Here is a 20267-nt window from a genome sequence, read left to right as displayed (position 1 = left end):
GCAAAAATCGCGGATTTCACCATCTCCATTGTTTTCTACTCGTCTTTATGGTACCTGAAGTTAGCCGAACAAAAAGAGGGTTGAGGAGTTAAAAAAAGTCAGTGAAAGGCTTTAAGACCAAACTATAGCAATCCTAAATGATTTGTAACCTATGTAGGGAGCAAGATGCTCCCACTCCCAGGGGTTTCAGGTGGATCGCCCTGACTCGACTGATTTAGGAATGCTATAGACTTAAATAACCGACAACGAACGTTGATGGCGAAACATGCAGGAGTCGCTCGACACCCTTGGAATTGGGGACTCGCTACCTGTAAGGAAATATTAGAAGCCGGAGGTAAACTGCCAACCGCCATAGACTTACACAAAAAATTAGTCGCCGAGGTAAAAAGTCAGAATCCTGGGTACTATGAAGTCTCCAAATGTAGCCCTCAAGAAGCATTGCGTCACCTCAATAAAGCGTTTAAGCGAGTTGGGCAAGTCAACGGAACAGGTTTCCCCAAGTTTAAAAAAAAGAATCTCAAAGAGAGTTTTTACCTGGAAGGAAGCATTAAAGTTTCCGGTGATTGGGTGAAGCTACCTCGGATCGGTTGGGTAAAAAGCCACGAACAGTTACCGCTAGTCCATCCTAAAACGTCATTATAAGTAAACGAGCAGGAGACTGGTATATTGCCTTCAAAATTGATTTTGAACCATCCCCCCAACCCCCCTTTGAAAGGGGGGCGAAGAGGGGATAGGGAGCGGATTGGGATAGATGTAGGAATTAAAAGGCCACCCTGAGCGATAGTAAAATCTATCCCAATCCGAAAGCTTATCGTCAGGCCAGGAAAAAACTAGCCAAACTCCAGAAAGAACTAAGCCACCGTCAAAAAGGAGGTAAAAACCGAGAAAAAACTAAACTCAAGTTAGCTAAAGCCCACCGATGCATCGCCGATATTAGAGCCGACCATCTACACAAGTTAACAACTTACTTAGTCAAAAACCACGGCGAAGTAAAAAGTGAAAAGTGAAAAGGGGAAAGGGGAAAGGGGAAAGGGGAAATTGAAGACTTAAATGTGTCAGGAATGCTCAAAAATCACAAGCTGGCTGGTGCGATTGCGGATGGTGGGTTTGATCAGTTCCGTCGTCAGCTTGAGTATAAATGCGAGTGGTATGGGAGCAAATTAACATTGATTGACCCGTGGTATTCCAGTTCGCAGATCTGCTCTAACTGCGGACACCAACAAACAATGCCCCTGGACAAAAGACAGTATGACTGTCCGAACTGTCATGTCTCCATAGATCGTGACTTAAATGCGGCAATTAATGTAGAAAACGCGGAGAGCTCAGCCGTGTAAGCAAGCGTGATGGAAAGGTCTTGGAAGATCCAAGCTAGGAACTAAACATCAAATGATTAAGTTTGAGTAAGTTTTAGAGAGCGGAAATTATGGAGTTTGAGTGGCTGTCAGTTGGGCGATCGCGAGATCGAGGCGCATGGCGTGAGAGGCTTTGAACAAGATGCGATCGCCCGGTTGGGCGAACTCGCGCACCCGTCGCGCTAAATGGTCGTGGGCGTCGGCTGCGTCCGGATCTAAAATTTCTACAAGTGGCAATCCGATCGCCCCCGCCGCCATCGCTTGGGCTTCGGTGGCTTCGGCAAAAATAAATAAGGCATCGAGCTGGACTTGACGGGCGATTTGACCGACTCGTTCGTGAAATTGAGCCGATCGCTCTCCCAGTTCTTTCATGGTGCCTAAAACGGCAATTTTGCGGCGACCGGGGGTTTGGGCGAGCAGTTCGAGAGCCGCACCCATGGATTCGACCCCGGCATTGTAACTTTCGTCTAAAATCGCGATATCGTCGCCGATTTCGTAGCGGCGCGATCGCCCTTCGGGCAATTCCACGGCGATCCCTTTTTCTAACGCTTCCAGGTTCGCTCCCAAGACTTGGGCGACGGTGAAGGCGGCGAGGGTATTGAGGGCGTTGTGACGACCGGGAAGGGGCAAGGGGATGCGCCGACCGTTGACGAGCAAGGTTTGCGGGTCTAGCAGTTCGCCGCGCACGTCGCCCCCGTCTAAGCCGTAGGTCACGGTTCGTCCGCACCACACTTGGGCTGCGGTGTCGAGCAAGCGGGCGTTATCGTGATTGAGGATGGCGATCCCGTCCGGGCGCAGGTGTTCGAGCAGTTCGCATTTGGCCCGGGCGATCGCCGCTTCCGACCCCAGACGTTCGATATGAGCGGTACCGACGTTGGTAATCACGGCGATCGTCGGGCGCGCAATTTGAGTGAGTAAGGCGATTTCTCCCGAAGCGCGCATCGCCATTTCGATGACGGCGTACTGGTGGGTCGCTTGCAGTTGTAACAGGGTTTGGGGAACGCCGATCTCGTTGTTGTAGTTGCGCTCGGTTTTGAGGACTTGAGCGCCGCTACAGGCTGCTAAAACGGCGGCAATCAGTTCTTTGGTGGTGGTTTTGCCGACGGATCCGGTGACGCCGACCACGGGAATACTAAAACGATCGCGCCACTCCCGGGCGATCGCCTGATAGGCTTCTAAGGTATCGTTGACGGCGATCGTCGGCCATTGCGGATCCCCTCCCGTCCACGAGTTCTCGACGATCGCGGCGATCGCCCCCTTCGTCAATGCAGTTTCTACGAAGTCGTGACCGTCAAAGTGCTCTCCGCGTAAGGCGAGAAAGACCTCGCCGCCGTGCAAACCGCGCGTATCGGTGACGATCCCGTGCGGCGATCGCCCCAACAGCCCCGAATCGAGACTGTTCGCGATTCCTCCGGTCGCGGCGACCAATTCACTCACACTCAAAAAATCGCCCATCTGGCCACCCATTCCAATCACACTCCAATCGAATTCGATTGTATTATCTCAATTGCGTGGCCGGGACAGTCTGCCCAGGATCGCTTTTTCCCTCAGATCGGAGCTGTGGCCATCCCGATCGTCTTTCTCCTGGGGTAGAATAAAGATTTAAACTTAAACTCTTTTCTTATGCTGGGCAATTCTCGGCCTTGGCGACGGGGGCGGTCTCGAAAGCAGGCGCTTTACCCTCGGCGACTCCAAAGGATCGTCGCTCCTCTCAGAGCGCCAAACTGTTGCAGCAATGCCCGAGGCGATCGCCCCCCACCGTGGGGAAACTCGCCAAAGATTTACTAAATCTTTAAAGAAAAATTGGGAGTTACGCAACTATGCTTTACTAAGTCTTTAGAAAAAAAACGCGCAAAGGAATACCTTTGACAGTTAGGCTATTAAGTAGAACTTTGACTGATTATAGCCAAAATCTCCCCGGACTGAAAATAGTCCGGCGACTACCCTCCTCATTCAAATGATATCCATTCAGGAAGCATTTGAGAGGGTCATAGATAAAGCCATATCATAAAAATCCTGTCGTGTCGTACAAAGATCGAACTTTTCCCGGTTCGGTAGTCATGGGTGAGTGAACTGCATTCGCATATTTCAAGTTGATTTAACCAAAATCCTTTCAGACGTAACCCTATTCCGTGGGCGGGGGTCATAGAGAATGAATTACCGAAGCGATCCGTTTAACCGAAGAAATACCCCTGAAGAGCAGCGACTGTACGATCACCTGCTCTCCTGCGTTCGGACAGAAACCCCCGATCGGTTGACCGAACGTTTTAAAGCATTATTTATCGATGGGACGGGCTATCCCGATACGGAAATCGCCGCCCTGCTCGATCGCTTGGTCAATTCCAAAGAAGCCCAAGAAGAGTTTCAATATATCCTCAATCGTTGCTGCCATATTTTAATTAATCGCTGGCAGACCAACAGCCAACATCAAAAAGCGATTCCGCAACTGGTTAGTTTATTTGAAAGTTCCAGCTTAAAATTTTCGCAGCCTTACTATCAATCGAGACGGGCGGCGCGGCTGCAAGAATTAGTCAGAGAGTTCAGTAATAGCGAGCATTACTTGACCTTACAGAGACTGGCGCGAGTCGTAGACGATTCCGAAAACGAAATCGAAGAGAACGAAAAGCGCCCCCTCGGGACTTACATTCGCCGTTATCCTTATCTGTACAGTCATTGTTTGCTCAGCGATCGCAGTTCTTACGAACATCAACAAACCGTTCGCAAAATTCAAGCGCAACAGCAACGGCAATTTGAACTGCACCTGTCGCAATACGTGACCTACCAAGTCCGGCGAGCCCAATTAGCCCGTCAGAGTGGCTTAGATAAAGCCCGCAGAATTTTGAAACCGATCGCCAATCCCACCTTATTGAGCGATCGCGAACTGTATCACTCCCTCAAGCAGTTTGTGGGTAAAGCCGAATGCGGTTATACTTACCGCGATTTAGCGCACAGCTTCATCACCCACAGCAGCGAAGTCCAAAGTTACGGCGAATTCAAAGCCGAACTCTACGATTATCTAGTGACGACGACCCGTTCCGATTACGGAAAACGGCTGTTTAACGAACGTTTGAGCAAACAACTCAAAGGGACACTCCCTCAAAGTAACGAGCAGAAAGTCAGCGATTTCTTAATCGTGAGAACCTGTAGCCAACTGCTCAACTTCCTGGTGGTCGAAAGCGTGCAGCGTCCGAATCACTTCGTTTTCATCGACTTAATCTCCAACATCGGCCCGATCGCCACCACCGGACTGTTGCTCAAAATCGTGCTGTTGTGTCGTAAAGTCAAACCGTATTTAGAGAAAAAATTCTCGATTCTGTTCAACCATTACGAAGACTCCACCGACGACGCGATCCAATGGTTGATTAAAATGCTCGAAAATCTCAACGTCGCCCTCAGTACCAACTTCGGCGCGGTGGATCTGTCCTTCATCAGCCAAATCGCGTGATGCGGACGCGATCGCGATGGTCTGAATTAGGATAGAAACAGACCGCTCTCTAAAACTTACTCAAACTTAATCATTTGATGTTTAGTTCCTAGCTTGGATCTTCCAAGACCTTTCCATCACGCTTGCTTACACGGCTGAGCTCTCCGCGTTTTCTACATTAATTGCCGCATTTAAGTCACGATCTATGGAGACATGACAGTTCGGACAATCATACTGTCTTCGGTCCAGGGGCATTGTTTGTCGGTGTCCGCAGCTAGAACAGATCTGCGAACTGGGATACCACGGGTCAATCAGCGTTAGTTTGCTCCCATACCACTCGCATTTATACTCAAGCTGACGACGGAACTCATCAAACCCACCATCCGCAATCGCACCAGCCAGCTTGTGATTTTTGAGCATCCCTGACACATTTAAGTCTTCAATTTTTACTTCGCCGTGGTTTTTGGCTAAGTAAGTTGTTAACTTGTGTAGATGGTCGGCTCTAATATCGGCGATGCATCGGTGGGCTTTAGCTAACTTGAGTTGTGTTTTTTCTCGGTTTTTACCTCCTTTTTGACGGCGGCTTAATTCTTTCTGGAGTTTGGCTAGTTTTTTCTTGGCCTGACGATAAGCTTTCGGATTGGGATAGGTTTTACCATCGCTCAGGGTGGCCTTTTAATTCCTACATCTACCCCAATCCGCTCTCTATCCCCCCTTCGCCCCCCTTTCAAAGGGGGGTTGGGGGGATGGTTCAAAATCAATTTTGAAGGCAATATACCAGTCCCCTGCTCGTTTACTTATGGTGACGTTTTTGGGATGGACTAGCGGTAACTGTTCGTGGCTTTTTACCCAACCGATCCGAGGTAGCTTCACCCAATCACCGGAAATTTTAATGCTTCCTTCCAGGTAAAAACTCTCTTTGAGATTCTTTTTTTTAAACTTGGGTAAACCTGTTCCTTTGACTTGCCCAACTCGCTTAAACGCTTTATTGAGGTGACGCAACGCTTCTTGAGGGCTACATTTGGAAACTTCATAGTACCAAGGATTCCGACTTTTTACCTCGGCGACTAATCTTTTGTGTAAGTCTATGGCGGTTGGCAGTTTACCTCCGGCTTCTAATATTTCCTTACAGGTAGCGAGTCCCCAATTCCAAGGGTGTCGAGCGACTCCTGCGTGTTTCGCCATCAACGTTCGTTGTCGGTTATTTAAGTCTATAGCATTCCTAAATCAGTCGAGTCAGGGCGATCCACCTGAAACCCCTGGGAGTGGGAGCATCTTGCTCCCTACATAGGTTACAAATCATTTAGGATTGCTATAGTTTGGTCTTAAAGCCTTTCACTGACTTTTTTTAACTCCTCAAGCCTCTTTTTGTTCGGCCAAGTTGAGCTACCATAAAGACGAGCAGAAAACAATGGAGATGGTGAAATCCGCGATTTTTGCGGCTTCAGTCCTTCTAAACTCACTCAAATCTTTATTTGAGCATAAAAAGTGAGTAATTTCAAGAAACTTTAGGTAGAAATTTAAACCCTGTTTTTAACCCTCTGAGTTGCTCGATTTCATGAATCCGCCAGGTTCCCATCCTGCACGACCCGACACCGACGGCGATCGCGCCGATCTCGATCGCCAACTCGACGAAGCGATCTTCACCTTTGCCGACATCCAAGAAGATCTCAACTACAAACAAGCGAAAGACTCCCTGCGCCACCTGTTGGCGACCCTCGACCTCACCCCGGAAGAACGAGCCGGATTAGAAGGCGAAATCGAGAGTTTGGGGACGATGCTCGATAAATTAGAAGAGAGTATCGTTCAAATTGCCGCGTTCGGCATGGTGGGACGGGGAAAATCTTCGCTTTTGAACGCCTTACTCGGTCAGAACCTATTCGAGACCGGACCGTTACACGGGGTCACCCAAAGCGCCCAAGGGGCGAACTGGCGGATCGATCGCGCCCCCTTGGCGGGAGGCGACGGCGAAATTGCCCAAGTGACCCTCACCGCCACCAGTGGCAACGCCCTCGTCGAACTGATCGACACCCCCGGAATCGACGAAGTAGACGGGGACACCCGAGAAGCCCTTGCCCGGGAAGTGGCCGCCAGTGCGGATTTAATCTTATTCGCGATCGCCGGAGATTTAACCAAAGTCGAATACGACGCCCTCTCCCAACTGCGCGAAGCGGGCAAACCGATCTTGCTCGTTTTTAACAAAATCGACCAATATCCCGAAGCCGACGCCCTCGCCATTTACGAGAAAATCCGCGACGAACGGGTGAAAGAGTTGCTGTCCCCGGAAGAAATCGTCATGGCGGCTGCCGCCCCCTTAACGGCTGAAGCCATCCGCCGTCCTGACGGGACTCGGACGGTGCAGATGAAGCGGGGTGCGCCGCAAGTAGACGCCTTAAAGCTCAAAATTCTCGAAATTCTCGATCGCGAGGGCAAGTCGCTGGTCGCCCTCAATACGTTACTGTACGCCGGGACGGTCAACGAGCAGATCGTCGAGCGCAAAATGCAAATCCGCGATCGCAGTGCCAATCGGATTATCTGGAATGCGGTCATGACGAAAGCGTTGGCGATCGCCCTCAACCCCCTCACCGTGGTGGACGTGCTCAGTGGGGCGGCGATCGACGTCGCCACGATCCTGACCTTGTCGCGACTCTACGGCATTCCCATGACCCAAACCGGGGCGGTCGATCTGCTGCAAAAAATCGCGATCGGCATGGGCGGGATCGGCGCCAGCGAACTGCTCGCCACCTTGGGACTGTCTTCGCTCAAAGGATTGTTGGGGGCGGCGACTGTGGGAACGGGAGGGGCGGCCCTGGTGCCTTATCTGTCCGTGGCGCTCACTCAGGGCAGCGTGGCGGGTTTTTCTTCCTATGGCATTGGCCAGGTCACTAAAGCGTACCTGGCCAATGGGGCCTCTTGGGGCAATGACGGCCCGAAAGCGGTCGTCAGTCGAATTATTGCCTCCTTGGACGAAACCTCGATTATGGGTCGCATCAAGGAGGAGTTGCGAGAGAAATTATCAGCTCGCCGGGGCTGAAGAAACGCTCTGATAATGGCGATCGCCGCGCGGGGGCGATGTTATTCTTTGTTTTTGAATTGGGCGAGCCAGTCGCGCAATTGTTCTCCGGCGACATCCCGTCCGCCTAAACCGAAGGCGAGGGCAATGGCGACGGCGATCGCGCCGAACAGCAAGCCGAAGGCCAGATTGACGATATGCGGGGCAATTCCCATTTGCTGCAAGGCCATCGCGCCCGCCAAGGCGATAATCGAGATGCGCGCGGCTTGACCGAGAATTTCCGCTTGGGCGGTTTTCGATTGCGCGATCAAGGAGTAGGCGAGATTGGCTAAGTACAAGCCGATACCGAAGACGATGACGCCGACGAGGACTAATCCGGCAATTCGCAGGATTTCGCCGGAGATAATCGTCAGCACTTCAAATTGCAGCACTTCGGTCGCGGCGACGGCAGCAAATAACAGAATGGCTACCATCACGACGATGCCGACAATTTCCGACGGTGTTTTACTCGTCAGGTCGGATCCGGATTCCGGGGTGCTATCGGCAGGGGTTGAAGCCGTGGACGGTCTGGAAAAGCCCAGGGCGGCGAAGATGTTGTTAAAGCCGATACTGGTGAGGATGTTGGTGACGAAATCGGAGACGAAACGCCCGACGACGTAAAAGACGCCGAAGATTAAGCCCGCCGTGAAGATTTTGGGAATCGCGTCGAGGATTTGCTGCAGCATGGCGATCGCCGGATCGGAAATCGCTTCGATCTGCAGGGAATTCAACGCCGCGATCGCCGTCGGAATCAGGATCAGGACGTAGACGGTGGTTCCGATCAAGCCGGAGAGGGACATTCCCTCATTTTGTTGGGTCAATCCCATGCGCTGTCCGAGGCGATCGGTTCCCGTCGCCGCCAGCAAGTTGGTGACGATCCCGCGCACGATCCGGGCGATCAGCCAGCCGATGGCGCCGATAATGACGGCGGTGAGAATCTTCGGCAATGCCGAGAGGATCTGATCGACGAGGTTCTGTACCGGGGTCAGGGCTCCGGGCAGTTGTAAGGCATCCAGGATCGGCGGCAGGAAGAAGAGAAACACGAACCAATACAGGGCATTGGCCAGGGTTTCATTGAGCATGAAGGGGCTTTCCCCTTCTCCCGTCTGCTGGGCGAGGCGATCGTCCAGGCGGAAACGCTGCAAGCCCGTGGTGAGCAACATTTTGCAGATCGTTGCCACGATCCAAGCGACGCCCAAGAGTAAGGCGGCTCCACCCAAACGGGGCAAGTAGTTGAAGATTTGATCTAAAAAGCTGTTGAGCGGCTGCGAAACGACCTCTAATTTGAGGGCGTTGAAAAAGGCAACCAAGACGAAGATCATGATTACCCAATAGACGCCGCTCGCCGCCCATTTTTCGATCGGCGGTGGCGACTCCTGACGCCCCATCACCGCATTGGCGATCCGATTGTCGATATCGGTACGGTTGAGTAAACCGCGAACCCCTGCCGCAATTATCGTTGCTGCAAGCCAACCGACGATCAGGATGGCGATCGCCCCGAGCAGGCTCGGCAGGAAATCCATCAAGCCATTAACAAAGTTTGTCACAGGATTGACCACCATCGCTTGGGGGTCGAATCCGCCTGTTGAAGTCTGAGCCAGTAGCGAGACCGAATTGGGGAGATCCCCCACTGGCTCTGGTCTTATGTACCACATGTCATTCATAGCTGGTTGGTTGTAGTTGGAATAAAAATGTTGCCGACCGACATCCCAAGACAGGATGAGGCCGATACTACCAATAGCAGCATTTGCCACTATCCTACAGGGTCAAGTCGGTTTTTTGCGGTTTTGAGAATGCCTTTTTATGGAGATTTCAGGTCTTTAACCCTATCTTGAAACCGTCTTTGCTGAGATAATGAGTTTAAATGTAACTTTTTGATGAATAAAGATTAAAAAATACAAATTTTTACATTTTTTACAAAATTCTACCCAAGGATAGAGGGCAACGGCGATCGCGCGCTGTCAAGACAAGATCCACTACAGCGAGACTGACGACAGACCGACCGGGGCGATCGCTTCTTCCAGGATCCCAAATCTGGGAAGCTAAAATCTAAAATCTAAAATCTAAAATCTAAAATGCCGTCTGTGGAGAAAGAACCGATCGCATGTCACCGCCGAGAGTTTTCGAGCAATCCATCCAAATTCGTGCCAATGCGAGCATTGTCGAGCGTTGCATTACCGATCGCACTTTGATGCATCGCTGGCTCAATCCCCTATTGCGCTGCGAACCTGTCGGCGAATGGAGTACGGACATTGGCAGTCGTAGCCGCTTCATCATTCAAATTCCCCTGTTGCAACCGACTTTAAATAGTGTAGTCGCGGAACGCAAACCCGGGGCGATCGTCTGGGAATTTCAGGGCTTTTTCAAAGGTCGCGATCGCTGGGAATGCCTGCCCGAAGGACAAGGAACCCGACTTTTGAACCGCTTCGAGTTCGAGATTCCCAATCGAGCGATCGCCTGGGGCTTCGATCGCTTCGCCGCCGCTTGGACTCGCGAAGACATGCAAGCGCAATTGCGACGACTCAAGCGACTGGCGGAAGAATTGCAATTGAGGGATTGAGAGAGTCGCGAGAAACAATGTGGGGAGTCGGGAAAGTTTTGCGCTTTTACGAGTCCCCATTCCCGACATTGCCCAATCTAAAATCTTAGATCTAACTTAGATCTACAATCGATACTTCTTACAGGCGATCGAGTAACTGACGGATGGCCGTAGCATCGCGCGCTTGTGGTAATAAATTCAAGTACATTTCCAAATCTTGGCGGGCGGCGGTTCGCCGATCCATTTGATAGTACAGTAAACCGCGATCGCGCAAGTCGAACGGGCGATCGGGAAACAGCAGCAAAATTCGCTCGATCGCCGCCAGGGTGCGTTTGGCATCGTGGCGGTGCAAATAAATCATCTTTAAATTGGTCAGCATCCGCGCTAAAAATTGCTTGGGGGCGATCGGCTCCAAAAATTCCGGTTTCAAGCTAATCTCTTTGCCGTAAATCTGCATTAAACGCCGTTCGCAATCCGTGGGAAATAGCACCTCGCCGCCATGAAACGGATCTACAAAAAAGCCGACCTCTTCAAACACCGGACGAATTAAAAAATGTCCCGGCATCCCTATTCCCACCATCGGAAAATCGATGCGTTTGGCAATTTCGAGATAAATTAACGATAAGGTAATCGGAATTCCCGTGCGGCGATCGATCGCCTCATTCAGAAAACTATTGCGCGGGTCGTAATAATCTTGGCTATTCCCTTTAAACCCCAAATCATCGTAGAGATACTCATTAATTGTCTGAATAATACGCAGGGGATAGCGTTGTTGTGGCAGACGCTCTTGGATTTCTAATGCCATCTCGTCGAGGGCATTGAGGTAGGCATCGGGTTCGAGTTCCGGATACTCTTCTAAGGCAAAATAGAGCGCAGCTTTCGCCAGGTCGATGTCTTCGTCTGGCCGATGAATTTCGCGATAAAATAGTTGTCGGGCTAAAGGAAAATCCATTTAAAACGGAGAATTACGGAGGATTGTCATTTTTTTTATTATAGGCTTATTTTTTATATCTGTGAACTCTTAAAGCGATCGAGAACCAACTTATTTTAAGTAAATTCAAGTAAATTTGAAATAAATTCAAAAGGGGCGATCGCCTCGATACGGTGGCGGCGGTTCTTCTGGTTGAGGAAAGACGAGTCGGGGTAACTCGATAATTTGTTGCCATAAATCTTGAGGACCGATTCCGAAAATTAATTGTAAAGCCAAGACGATCGCCGCGATCGTAATGGCAGTTTTCAAAGTGGCTTTAAGAACATTTAAAACCAACATAAAAACTAGCCAGGTCACGATGAATGCAGCGATAATAATGATTAAATCTACAGGCATTCGCTCTTACGATTTGAGAGTTGAAAGTTGAAATATTAGATTTGAGATTTGAGACGGGCAAAGTTAGGCATAAGAAGCACAAAAATCTCCCCACTCCCGACTCCCCACTGCCTATTTTTGCCGCTTGTCTTACCTGTGCTGTTTAATTTTGCTGCAACCGTTGAATAAATGCTTGTGCTTGTTGCGAGAGAGTATTGTTTCCCTGAGATTGAAATAAACTGGAAGCTTGGCGAAAATCGGAAATGGCGGCTTCACGATCGCCTTGTTGGGCGCGAATTAAACCGCGATTGAAATAAGCGGCGCCATCGGCGGGATTAATTTCGACAGCTTCATTAAAATCGTCCATGGCGCGATCGAATTCGCCGATCGCGGCGTAGGCGGCGCCCCGACCGACATAAGCTTCCGCCGAATTATTATTAATTCGCAACGCTTGGCTGTAATCTTCGATCGCCGAAGCTTGATTGCCGATCGCGGAATACGCACTCCCCCGACCGATGTAGGCTTCGATTTTTTTGGAGTTGAGGCGCAAGGCTTGGGAATAATCGGCGATCGCCCCGGATTGGTTGCCCGCTTTTGACAACACATTCGCCCGACCGATGTAAGCTTCCACGTAATTCGGCTGCATTTCGATCGCCTGGGAATAGTCCCGGACGGCCCCTTGAAAATCTCCCCGTTCGGTTTTTTCGACGGCGCGATCGAACAAGCTTTGGGCTTGGGATTGGGCGATCGATACCCTCGGCAACTCGGCGCTGGCGATCGCGGGAGGGGCGCCGATACTGCCGAAAGCGCCGAGAATTCCTAAAATGACAACGCGGTTAAACAGTTGATTCATGGTGAGGGGGCAAAAAGCGCAAACCTGCACTTTTGAAAATGCTACAACTCTAGATTTTACGAGTTTTTTTCAGCAGTTGCCCGCCTCCCCTCCCGGGCGATCGCCCCCAATCCGCGCGACTGTCCGCTTCGTTTGGCCGAAATTGCCGATTTATTTGAGCGAAACTGAAAGGGGCGTTTTGGCTAAATCTGCCGCCGTTTCTAAAACCGCCTGTCTCGCCCAGCGATCGGCTTCGATAATCTCCTCTAAGGAAGGATTCTCTCGATGGTCGTTACGATGGCGATCGCAAGCCCGTTCGATGGTTTTCGGAATTTCTAAAAATCCGATTTTTTCCTCTAAAAATAAGGCGACAGCTTGTTCGTTGGCCGCATTTAACACCGCCGTCATCGAACCGCCGATGCGTCCGGCTTCGTAAGCCAATTGCATACAGGGATATTTGTCGCGATCGGGTTCTCTAAATGTTAAATTCCCCGCTTTCACTAAATCCAATGTTTCCCAATCTGTATAAATGCGATCGGGCCAAGACAGGGCATAAAGCAACGGCAAACGCATATCCGGCCAGCCCAACTGCGCCAAAACTGAAGTATCTTGAACTTCAATCAAAGAATGAATAATACTTTGCGGATGGATGACAATATCGATGTTGTCGTAATCCATATGGAATAAATAATGGGCCTCGATCACTTCGAGTCCTTTATTCATTAACGTGGCCGAATCGACGGTGATTTTACGCCCCATCGACCAGTTGGGATGTTTTAAAGCATCGGCGACTTTGACCTCTTTTAATTTCTCCACGGGCCAATCGCGGAAAGCGCCCCCGGAAGCGGTTAAAATAATTCGCCGCAAGCCGCCGTCGGGAACTCCTTGCAAACATTGGAAAATCGCCGAATGTTCCGAGTCGGCAGGTAATAATTTAACCTCGTGTTTTTCGATTAACGGGTTGACGACCGGACCGCCTGCAATCAGGGTTTCTTTATTGGCTAAAGCGATATCTTTTCCCGCTTCGATCGCCGCAACAGTCGGGAGTAACCCCGCACATCCGACAATCCCCGTGACCACTGCTTCCGCGTCGCCGTAACGGGATACTTCGATGATTCCGGCTTCTCCCCCCAGTAGAATCGGTTGGGGGTCGAGATCGGCGATCGCCGCTTTGAGTTCGCTTAATTTTTCTTCGGCCCGAATGGCGACGATTTCCGGTCGAAATTGCCGGACTTGATCCGCCAACATTTTAACGTTACTGCCTGCAGCCAATCCCACCAACCGAAACTGGTCGGGGTATTGCGCCACGATATCTAAAGTTTGGGTTCCGATCGATCCGGTCGAACCGAGTAGAGTAATTGCTTTCAAAATGTTTTCCGAAATAACCGCAACTCCTACAATCTTAAAGTCTCGGGGGTCATTGTTCGCATTCAGTTTTGAGATTTTTAGCGCCGATCCCCTCCCGAATCGCCCTCTCGATCTCGCGATCGTCCCGTTCGATCCCGCGATCGAGAGCAGAATTGTCAAGACATAATCTTTAACTTTTGTCAATTTTTGTCAAAATTTTCCCACTTTTTGCCGATCGCCGTTTATCCTCTAAACTAACTCAGATTACACGGGGATCGACGGCTAATAGGCTTTGACCGCACGATTTCAGAACCCGCGATCGCCCTGTGTCGCCGTCAGTGGCGGCTGAAATTGCGATTTTTCCTCTCAAAATCGACGGTAATTTTACCTATCACCCACGGGGGCGATCGCCAGAACATAAAATGCAACTTTTGTGCAAATTTTGCTATCTAAAATTTGGACAACTTTATTAGTCCGTCATCCCCCATTTTTAATGTTTTAACTGAGTTAATTTCAACGATCTATTAAAACTTAAAACCTGGAGGTTTAATTCAATGCTCAGTCAAAATGCAGCTACTTTATTTAAAGAAATTCAAAACAGTTTAGCCCTGCGAGAGAAACGCGACGCGATCGCCAATCTCGATAAATTTATGGAACTCGCCCGCCAAAAAGGCTATCGCTACACCCAAGAACAATTACGCCAGGAGATTGAAAACTTATCCGAAGAAGAGTTAGCCACTCTCATCAATCCCGGCGTTTCTCCACGCCATCATATTTTGGCGAGATAATCTGAGAATCTGCGTCTTCCTTCCCTCTTTTGCCTAGGATCGAGAAAAGAAGAAAAAGGGCGATCGATCGCAAGGTCGATCGCCCTTTCCTTTGCCTAAATATTTCACTGAACGATCGAATTTTCTAACGCCGTTTGGAGGTCTTGAGTCAGGGACGCAACCGCCAAGCGGCGACTATTTTTATATTCATCCCGGCGGTCGGAAACCGAAAGCGGTTCGCCGACTCTGACCGAGACGCATTGATGCCCTAAATTGGGAAAGTCGCGACGTTCTCCCTTAATCCGATCGAGGGTAGATTGAATCAGTAAAAGGGTTTCGGCAAAGCGATCGAAGGTCGGTTTTTCGGCAACATAACGACCCGTTACGGCGACAAAACTTTCCACTAATCGCATATGCCACATCCTTAAACTGGCTTCTTCCGCCACGCGATCGGCGAGTCCGCGATCGAGGGGAGAAACACGATCGAAATCGTTCAAATCTTCTCGATAAATGCGATCCCATCCCGCCTGTTCCAACCGCCGACAGCGATCGATTAAATTGCCTTTTGGAGATAGACGAAAATAATCTTCGGCGACGGTTAAGGCGACATCTAATAAGTTAGAAAGGCGATCGCTTAACTCGGACGGTTTAGGGGGATTTTCCGGTAGCTTTTGGTGATAGAAGCGTCGGTAAAACTCTTCCATTTTAGACAGTAAGTGCAGCCCGATCCGAATTAAACGCGGATAAAATCCCGCCGGAAGGGGGGAATCGGGGAACGGATCGCGAACGGAAGTTCCATTGCTAAAAGGAGGCAAACCGCAATCATTTTCGAGGCGATCGAGGACCGTGGCTAACCGATCCCAATTGCGATCGCGGTACTCGTATTGAAGACTTAAAGGAACGATAAAAACTCGTTCCGGGCGATCGCTTTTTTCGAGGTCTTCCACACACCAAAATCCCATTTGGGCGATTCCCGGTTCTAACGGACTAATCACTTCATTGTGTCCGTTGGTTCCACCTTCGGGAGACGCCGCCATTGGAAAACGCCCGTTCGCGAATAAATCTCGTGCCGATTTTAACCCGAGACGGTCGATTTTACCCCGTTGAATCGGCGTGGCGCCGAGTCCGGCGAAGACGCGACCCAGCCACTGTCCCGCCCACAGGGGAATCCCGCGATCGTATAATCCGTGAACGTGAACGGTGTCGGTCAACGGTATCCCTTGCTGGCGGGCAGTTTTGGGAACTTCTTTCCAGAGTAAATGGGCGATCGCAAACGGATCGCAGGTACTCGGATGTCGAAAGGCTAATAGAAAACGAATGTTACCGTTTTGAAATTGATGATACAGTTGGGCGAGGCGATCGACATTTTCACAGCGAATATGGGCGATCGGCGTGCGAAATTGCCGCCACAACGGCACGATAATTTTAGCTGTTTGCAATAAGATCGGGTTGAATTGCGGTGCAATAAATTCTAAGGCAGGTTTAGCTTGAGTCACTGTCATCGTTGGGGAAGTTCAGAAGTCGGAAAGTAAGAGAAAATAGCCAAGAAGTCAGAAGTTGCTAAGTCGGCATCCTCGCGATCGAGACATCCCTAAAAGGAGGGAAGGAATAAACCTCTGGGGGAGGGGCATCTTGCCCGCGAAAACAATGCCAATCTACAATCACACCCTCTAATACACCCTCTAAAATCTAAAATTACCTCATTCCCATTGTTTTAATTCGATTAACCAATTTTGGACAAAGGTAACTATTTGTTCTCGTCGAGTTTCAAAGGTTGCCGCAATCCAAATTAAGAAAATACCGACGGTCAAACCGACGAGCGATCGCATGAAAAAAGACAGGGTATTGAGAAAAATAAGCCGTTCGATCGCGTTGAGTAAAAATGTCCCCGTTCCGAGATAAAGAAAAGCCCGAACTCGAAACATCAATCCGGCAAAGATAAAGCCCAAACCGATCGATCCCGTCAAAATCCAATTCCCTTGGAAAAAGAGGACGATGCAAACTAAACCCGTGGCGAAAATGCGCACGAAATGGCGCGGTTGTCGTCGGCTTGTCAACCAGGGATCGACGGCAGCCAGGTAGAGTAAGGAGGCGGACGGGGGGAGGACGAACCAGAGGGGATCGCTGAGTTGCAAGGCGCCGAGACCGCGCCAGATTGCCCAGTTGAGCAGGGCGATCGCGGTATAACCGATCCGGAGGTTGCGATCGCGGCGACTGAGAAAGCCGTAAAACGAGGCGACGATCGCGGCGGAAATATACCAAGGATAGGCGGTGACCTCGCAAAATTGGCTACTCCAAATCGCGGCGATCGCGGGCCAAAGTAACGCAGTATAACGCCAAGGTCGCGCGGGCCATCCCCACCGTTCCCAGGGCAAGAAATAGAGGAAATAGGCGATACACGAGGCGATCGCCCCTCCCCAAACGATCGCGGTCTGTTGCCAGACGGCGGGCAATCGCACGATGAGGTAGACAATGACGGCGGAAGCTTCGGCAATTCCCGCATAAACCCAGGCTTCGGCAGCGATTTCCCCTTGCAGATCGCGTTCTCGGGGGTTCGGGAAGCGACGGCCAAGCCGGATCGCGTAGCGGCTTAACAGCGCCCCCGTTCCCAACGCCACCCAGCTCGTTTGTGCGATCGGACGGGAGATGCTATCGACGAGGACGATGCTCCCGATCGCCCAATGCAGGTGAGCGATCGCCTCCACTTCAGCTACGGGTAAGCCGAAATAACGGCTGAATGGACGTTTGACGATTTGATAAACGTAGGCGATCGCGCTGGCGAGGGTGGCGACTAAAACGAGGCGATCGCCGAGGGTAAAGGGAGCGACTTGATACCAGGTTAGCTCGAAGGCGGCGGCGGAAATCCCGGCGATCCCAGCGTATAAGACGGGCTTCGCGGCGGGCGATCGTCGTCCGACGCCGAGGGCGATCGCCGCCAAACCGAAGGTGGTCCATCCCGTCCAGGCGGTGACGGTTCCCGATCGCAGCAACACCCCCAAAATGCCGTAAGCTAAGGGAATCGCCTGCCACAGTTGAGGCAACGGGCGTTCGGTGGCACGATACCACCATTGAGAAATCCACTGGGTAGCCAGTCCGAGGGCGATATTGGCGACACCCAAGCTCAATACCGAGCGATCGAAGTAGCCCACGGTTTGTGCTACGGTGGATTCCAAGGCCCAGCCGAAGGCCAAGATCGCCCAGTCCGAGGGCTGCCTAGCCAGTCGAACGGCGATCGCCGCGAGGAGAATCCCGTTGGCGAGGAGGATGGCTACGCTTAAGGTGCTGTAGTCAGAAAAAATACCGACGGTATGAATCGACAGGAACAGCAGTTCGACGACCCCCAAGGCGATCGCCCAGCCGCCGACACTGCGGGCGTAAATGTGGCTCAGAGGCGTCCCCCGACGGCGTAAAGGCGGCTCGACGAGGGTAAAGGTCGCGATCGCCCCGGAAACGACGAGCCACCAGTTGTGACCGGAAATCGGGGGGATTCCCCAGACCCCGATCGCCAAAAATTGAGCGGCAAAGAACAGTCCGAAGCCGACGGCGATCGCTGCCGTCGGGACCTGTTTGAGCGATCGCGTATTGACGACGGACAAGATCGTGGCGAGTCCGAACCCCATCAAGCGGGTGGCGTCGGTGGGAGTGGTTAAAGTAACGGCGGCGATCGTGGCGATCGTTGCCAAGGTGCGACCGAGGCGAGGATCGAGGGGCAAGCGGTCGGCGATCGCACTGAGGGCGATCGGAATTGCAAACCAAACTAAGCCCCCATTTCCCAAGCTGGAATCGTCGAGGAGATAGATATTTTGAAATCCCAAATAACTCAAACTCGCCAAGCCCAAACCGAAATATAAGCCGCTTTCTGCGAGGGTCGTTCGCCAGCAAAATCGGGGGCGATCTTCTGTCCCTAAGTGGTTGAAGGTGGCACTGAGTCCCCACTCGGCGATCGCGGTGGCGGTGAGAACGCTCCCCCAGGTGCGCGCGGACAGGCCCGGAATCGCCCAATCGAGGAGGGAACTGGCGCTGAGGAGGACGCCGCAATGGGTCAGGTAGAGGAGGAGGCGCGGTTGGATCGGGTTGAGGGGAAGCGACGCGCGGCGGACGGTGAGAACGGCTAGGGTGGCGCTGCTGGCGAGCAGGTAGAGCGATCGCGTGGCTGGATTGGCGCTGCCGAGCAGTCCTAACAGGAGGGCAAAAATGGCGGTCAACAGGTCTAGGGTAATGGCGCATTTTCGAGCATCCCGTTGGCGTTCTCGTAGCGTCTCCACAGGAGAATCTCCGGGAGCATGGGCGTAGAAGCGATCGCCGACCCAGAGAACGAGGAACAGATACGGTAACAGGGTCAGACTCAGGAGTACCCAGGGGTGAGATTGGGAGGCGGTCAGTTGGGTTCCGGTGGAGAAGGCGCCGGAGCGCACCACGGGGGGAATTAAATCGCGAGTCAGCCAATAGGCTTGCAAGCCGATAAAAAATAGGGCGATTGTTTCGCCGACGTTGAAATTGTGGCGGAGGCGATCGCCCAACCACCACAAGGCGAGCAGACTGACGCCGAGGCTCTGCCAAGTCAGGGTTTCAATGGAAAGCAGCCAGCCGCTTACGAGCAGTAGTAGGCCGAGGGCGACGATCGCCGGACGTTTGATTTTCGAGGGGTTTTGAAGATTTTTATGTTTTTCGTGCAATGTTAAAACGATCCAGCCGATCGCGCCGACGGCCAGACCGAGGGTCTCTGGGAGCAAGGGGACGAGGACGATCCCTCGTCCGAGTAAAACGATCGTGGCGTAAAGTAGGAATAAGCTATCGGCGATCGCGATCCGGCGGGGGATGGCGATCGTCACCCCTGTGAGGGCGATACTGAGATAAATGGCTGACACGGGCCAGTTTACGAAGGTCCAACCCCAATGGGCGATCGCGCTGGCGAGGTAAACGGCGCCCGTCCCGAACTTGTAGGATCGGCGATCTTGCCAAGGGGGATAGCGCGCGATGATGGTCACTAAAACTGGGGTGGCGATCGCGATCGTCAGCCATCCTCCCCAGTGATTCCACAACCCGAAGCCGTCGATCGCCCAAAAGTTGACTGGAACGAGCAAAACGCCGATAATTTCTAAGGTTCGGGCGGTTAATTGTAAGTTATCCCGGCGTTTCGTCCACTGGCTGACGCCCCAAAATACTGAGGTATAGGTGAATAAGACTAAATATTGGGCGGTCCGGTCGAAGCGTTCCCACTGACTGGCGGCGAGGACGACGGAGGAGATCGCTACCATAAACATGCCTAAAAATAGCAACCACCGCACGCTAAATTCCGCTTTGAGCGATCGCAGCAGTTCGGGCGATCGTCTCGGAGGGGGTGGCGGTGGCGGCGGGCTGGCGGCGGTCTGAGGCGGGGTCTCAACCTCAGAGGGTTCGGGTAAAGCTTCGCTCAAATACTGTAGCGCTAAAACTTTAGCCTGGTCGTCGGTCAGCCACCCCCAACCGATCAGGGTGTCGAGGCGATCGAGCAGGTGGGGATCGCCACTGGATACGTCTAGATAGACGGAAATCAGGGGATGCTTTCGAGAGGACATGGCACGGATACCGAGGGCGTTATCCGATTATCCCCTCTGTGGTTCGGCATTCCCGTTTTGAGTTATGCCAGTTGCCCGATCGTCCGTAGG

15 protein-coding genes and 1 pseudogene are annotated in these 20267 nt (G+C 51.7%); 7 read left to right on the top strand and 9 right to left on the bottom strand.

The window, feature by feature from the left end; translation table 11 throughout:
• Positions 1 to 255: 255 nt before the first annotated feature.
• The 3 genes from HCG48_RS25830 (at position 256) to HCG48_RS25820 (ending at position 1334) form a co-directional block, all read left to right on the top strand.
• Entirely contained in the window at positions 256 to 642 is a 387-nt protein-coding gene (locus tag HCG48_RS25830) for a helix-turn-helix domain-containing protein (RefSeq protein WP_246259913.1), read from the top strand.
• A 131-nt stretch (positions 643 to 773) separates the two neighbouring features.
• Positions 774 to 1007 carry a transposase gene (locus HCG48_RS25825; protein ID WP_320415785.1) on the top strand — a complete coding sequence of 78 codons (234 nt, stop codon included), beginning with the start codon at positions 774 to 776 and terminating at the stop codon, positions 1005 to 1007.
• Positions 1008 to 1061: 54 nt separating this feature from the next.
• The gene (locus HCG48_RS25820) at positions 1062 to 1334 is read left to right on the top strand and encodes an RNA-guided endonuclease InsQ/TnpB family protein (protein WP_246259911.1); all 273 of its coding nucleotides are present in this window, start codon (positions 1062 to 1064) and stop codon (positions 1332 to 1334) included.
• A gap of 87 nt (positions 1335 to 1421) precedes the next feature.
• Here HCG48_RS25820 and HCG48_RS04945 read toward each other — a convergent pair whose 3' ends face one another.
• On the bottom strand, positions 1422 to 2819 hold the full coding sequence (locus HCG48_RS04945; protein ID WP_246259910.1) for a UDP-N-acetylmuramoyl-tripeptide--D-alanyl-D-alanine ligase: 1398 nt from the start codon (positions 2817 to 2819) through the stop codon (positions 1422 to 1424).
• A gap of 685 nt (positions 2820 to 3504) precedes the next feature.
• On the opposite strand from HCG48_RS04945, the gene HCG48_RS04940 reads away from it, so the two are divergent.
• Complete coding sequence (locus HCG48_RS04940; RefSeq protein ID WP_168568160.1) at positions 3505 to 4797, top strand: Sll1247 family protein; 1293 nt, start codon at positions 3505 to 3507, stop codon at positions 4795 to 4797.
• Between the two features lie 126 nt (positions 4798 to 4923).
• Here the strand turns inward: HCG48_RS04940 and HCG48_RS26780 are convergent.
• Positions 4924 to 5991, bottom strand: a pseudogene (locus HCG48_RS26780) (RNA-guided endonuclease InsQ/TnpB family protein).
• 343 nt (positions 5992 to 6334) lie between these two features.
• Between HCG48_RS26780 and HCG48_RS04930 the strand changes: the two are divergent.
• Positions 6335 to 7810: a GTP-binding protein gene (locus tag HCG48_RS04930; RefSeq protein WP_168568159.1), complete on the top strand. Its 1476-nt coding sequence runs from the start codon at positions 6335 to 6337 to the stop codon at positions 7808 to 7810.
• A gap of 41 nt (positions 7811 to 7851) precedes the next feature.
• On the opposite strand, the gene HCG48_RS04925 is transcribed toward HCG48_RS04930, so the two are convergent.
• Entirely contained in the window at positions 7852 to 9375 is a 1524-nt protein-coding gene (locus HCG48_RS04925) for a mechanosensitive ion channel (RefSeq protein ID WP_320415772.1), read from the bottom strand.
• Positions 9376 to 9932: 557 nt separating this feature from the next.
• On the opposite strand from HCG48_RS04925, the gene HCG48_RS04920 reads away from it, so the two are divergent.
• Entirely contained in the window at positions 9933 to 10388 is a 456-nt protein-coding gene (locus HCG48_RS04920; RefSeq protein WP_168568158.1) for an SRPBCC family protein, read from the top strand.
• 118 nt (positions 10389 to 10506) lie between these two features.
• Here HCG48_RS04920 and HCG48_RS04915 read toward each other — a convergent pair whose 3' ends face one another.
• From HCG48_RS04915 to dxr, 4 genes are all read right to left on the bottom strand, one after another.
• Entirely contained in the window at positions 10507 to 11319 is an 813-nt protein-coding gene (locus HCG48_RS04915) for a SirB1 family protein (RefSeq protein ID WP_168568157.1), read from the bottom strand.
• 126 nt (positions 11320 to 11445) lie between these two features.
• Positions 11446 to 11694 (bottom strand): hypothetical protein, encoded by a 249-nt coding sequence (locus HCG48_RS04910; RefSeq protein ID WP_168568156.1) that lies wholly within the window; start codon positions 11692 to 11694, stop codon positions 11446 to 11448.
• Positions 11695 to 11836: 142 nt separating this feature from the next.
• The gene (locus HCG48_RS04905) at positions 11837 to 12526 is read right to left on the bottom strand and encodes a tetratricopeptide repeat protein (RefSeq protein WP_168568155.1); all 690 of its coding nucleotides are present in this window, start codon (positions 12524 to 12526) and stop codon (positions 11837 to 11839) included.
• Positions 12527 to 12676: 150 nt separating this feature from the next.
• Positions 12677 to 13873 carry a 1-deoxy-D-xylulose-5-phosphate reductoisomerase gene (dxr, locus tag HCG48_RS04900; protein WP_168568154.1) on the bottom strand — a complete coding sequence of 399 codons (1197 nt, stop codon included), beginning with the start codon at positions 13871 to 13873 and terminating at the stop codon, positions 12677 to 12679.
• A gap of 533 nt (positions 13874 to 14406) precedes the next feature.
• On the opposite strand from dxr, the gene HCG48_RS04895 reads away from it, so the two are divergent.
• Complete coding sequence (locus HCG48_RS04895) at positions 14407 to 14640, top strand: Nif11 family protein (RefSeq protein WP_168568153.1); 234 nt, start codon at positions 14407 to 14409, stop codon at positions 14638 to 14640.
• A 104-nt stretch (positions 14641 to 14744) separates the two neighbouring features.
• Here HCG48_RS04895 and HCG48_RS04890 read toward each other — a convergent pair whose 3' ends face one another.
• Positions 14745 to 16121 carry a lysophospholipid acyltransferase family protein gene (locus HCG48_RS04890; RefSeq protein WP_168568152.1) on the bottom strand — a complete coding sequence of 459 codons (1377 nt, stop codon included), beginning with the start codon at positions 16119 to 16121 and terminating at the stop codon, positions 14745 to 14747.
• Between the two features lie 198 nt (positions 16122 to 16319).
• Positions 16320 to 20177, bottom strand: a complete 3858-nt coding sequence (locus tag HCG48_RS04885; protein WP_168568151.1) for a hypothetical protein — start codon at positions 20175 to 20177, stop codon at positions 16320 to 16322.
• Positions 20178 to 20267: the final 90 nt, after the last annotated feature.

Source organism: Oxynema aestuarii AP17 (assembly GCF_012295525.1).
GTDB lineage: Bacteria > Cyanobacteriota > Cyanobacteriia > Cyanobacteriales > Laspinemataceae > Oxynema > Oxynema aestuarii.
Note: the sequence above shows the minus strand (reverse complement) of the source record. Positions and strands in the feature narration are given on the sequence as shown.

Excerpts from the sequence above, each read along its gene's own strand:
- HCG48_RS04915 (WP_168568157.1), bottom strand. The coding sequence starts at position 11,319 with ATGGATTTTCCTTTAGCCCGACAACTATTTTATCGCGAAATTCATCGG.
- HCG48_RS25830 (WP_246259913.1), top strand. The coding sequence starts at position 256 with ATGGCGAAACATGCAGGAGTCGCTCGACACCCTTGGAATTGGGGACTC.
- HCG48_RS04885 (WP_168568151.1), bottom strand. The coding sequence starts at position 20,177 with ATGTCCTCTCGAAAGCATCCCCTGATTTCCGTCTATCTAGACGTATCC.
- HCG48_RS04910 (WP_168568156.1), bottom strand. The coding sequence starts at position 11,694 with ATGCCTGTAGATTTAATCATTATTATCGCTGCATTCATCGTGACCTGG.
- HCG48_RS04895 (WP_168568153.1), top strand. The coding sequence starts at position 14,407 with ATGCTCAGTCAAAATGCAGCTACTTTATTTAAAGAAATTCAAAACAGT.
- HCG48_RS04905 (WP_168568155.1), bottom strand. The coding sequence starts at position 12,526 with ATGAATCAACTGTTTAACCGCGTTGTCATTTTAGGAATTCTCGGCGCT.
- HCG48_RS04940 (WP_168568160.1), top strand. The coding sequence starts at position 3,505 with ATGAATTACCGAAGCGATCCGTTTAACCGAAGAAATACCCCTGAAGAG.
- HCG48_RS25820 (WP_246259911.1), top strand. The coding sequence starts at position 1,062 with ATGCTCAAAAATCACAAGCTGGCTGGTGCGATTGCGGATGGTGGGTTT.
- HCG48_RS04920 (WP_168568158.1), top strand. The coding sequence starts at position 9,933 with ATGTCACCGCCGAGAGTTTTCGAGCAATCCATCCAAATTCGTGCCAAT.
- HCG48_RS04890 (WP_168568152.1), bottom strand. The coding sequence starts at position 16,121 with ATGACAGTGACTCAAGCTAAACCTGCCTTAGAATTTATTGCACCGCAA.
- HCG48_RS04930 (WP_168568159.1), top strand. The coding sequence starts at position 6,335 with ATGAATCCGCCAGGTTCCCATCCTGCACGACCCGACACCGACGGCGAT.
- HCG48_RS04945 (WP_246259910.1), bottom strand. The coding sequence starts at position 2,819 with ATGGGTGGCCAGATGGGCGATTTTTTGAGTGTGAGTGAATTGGTCGCC.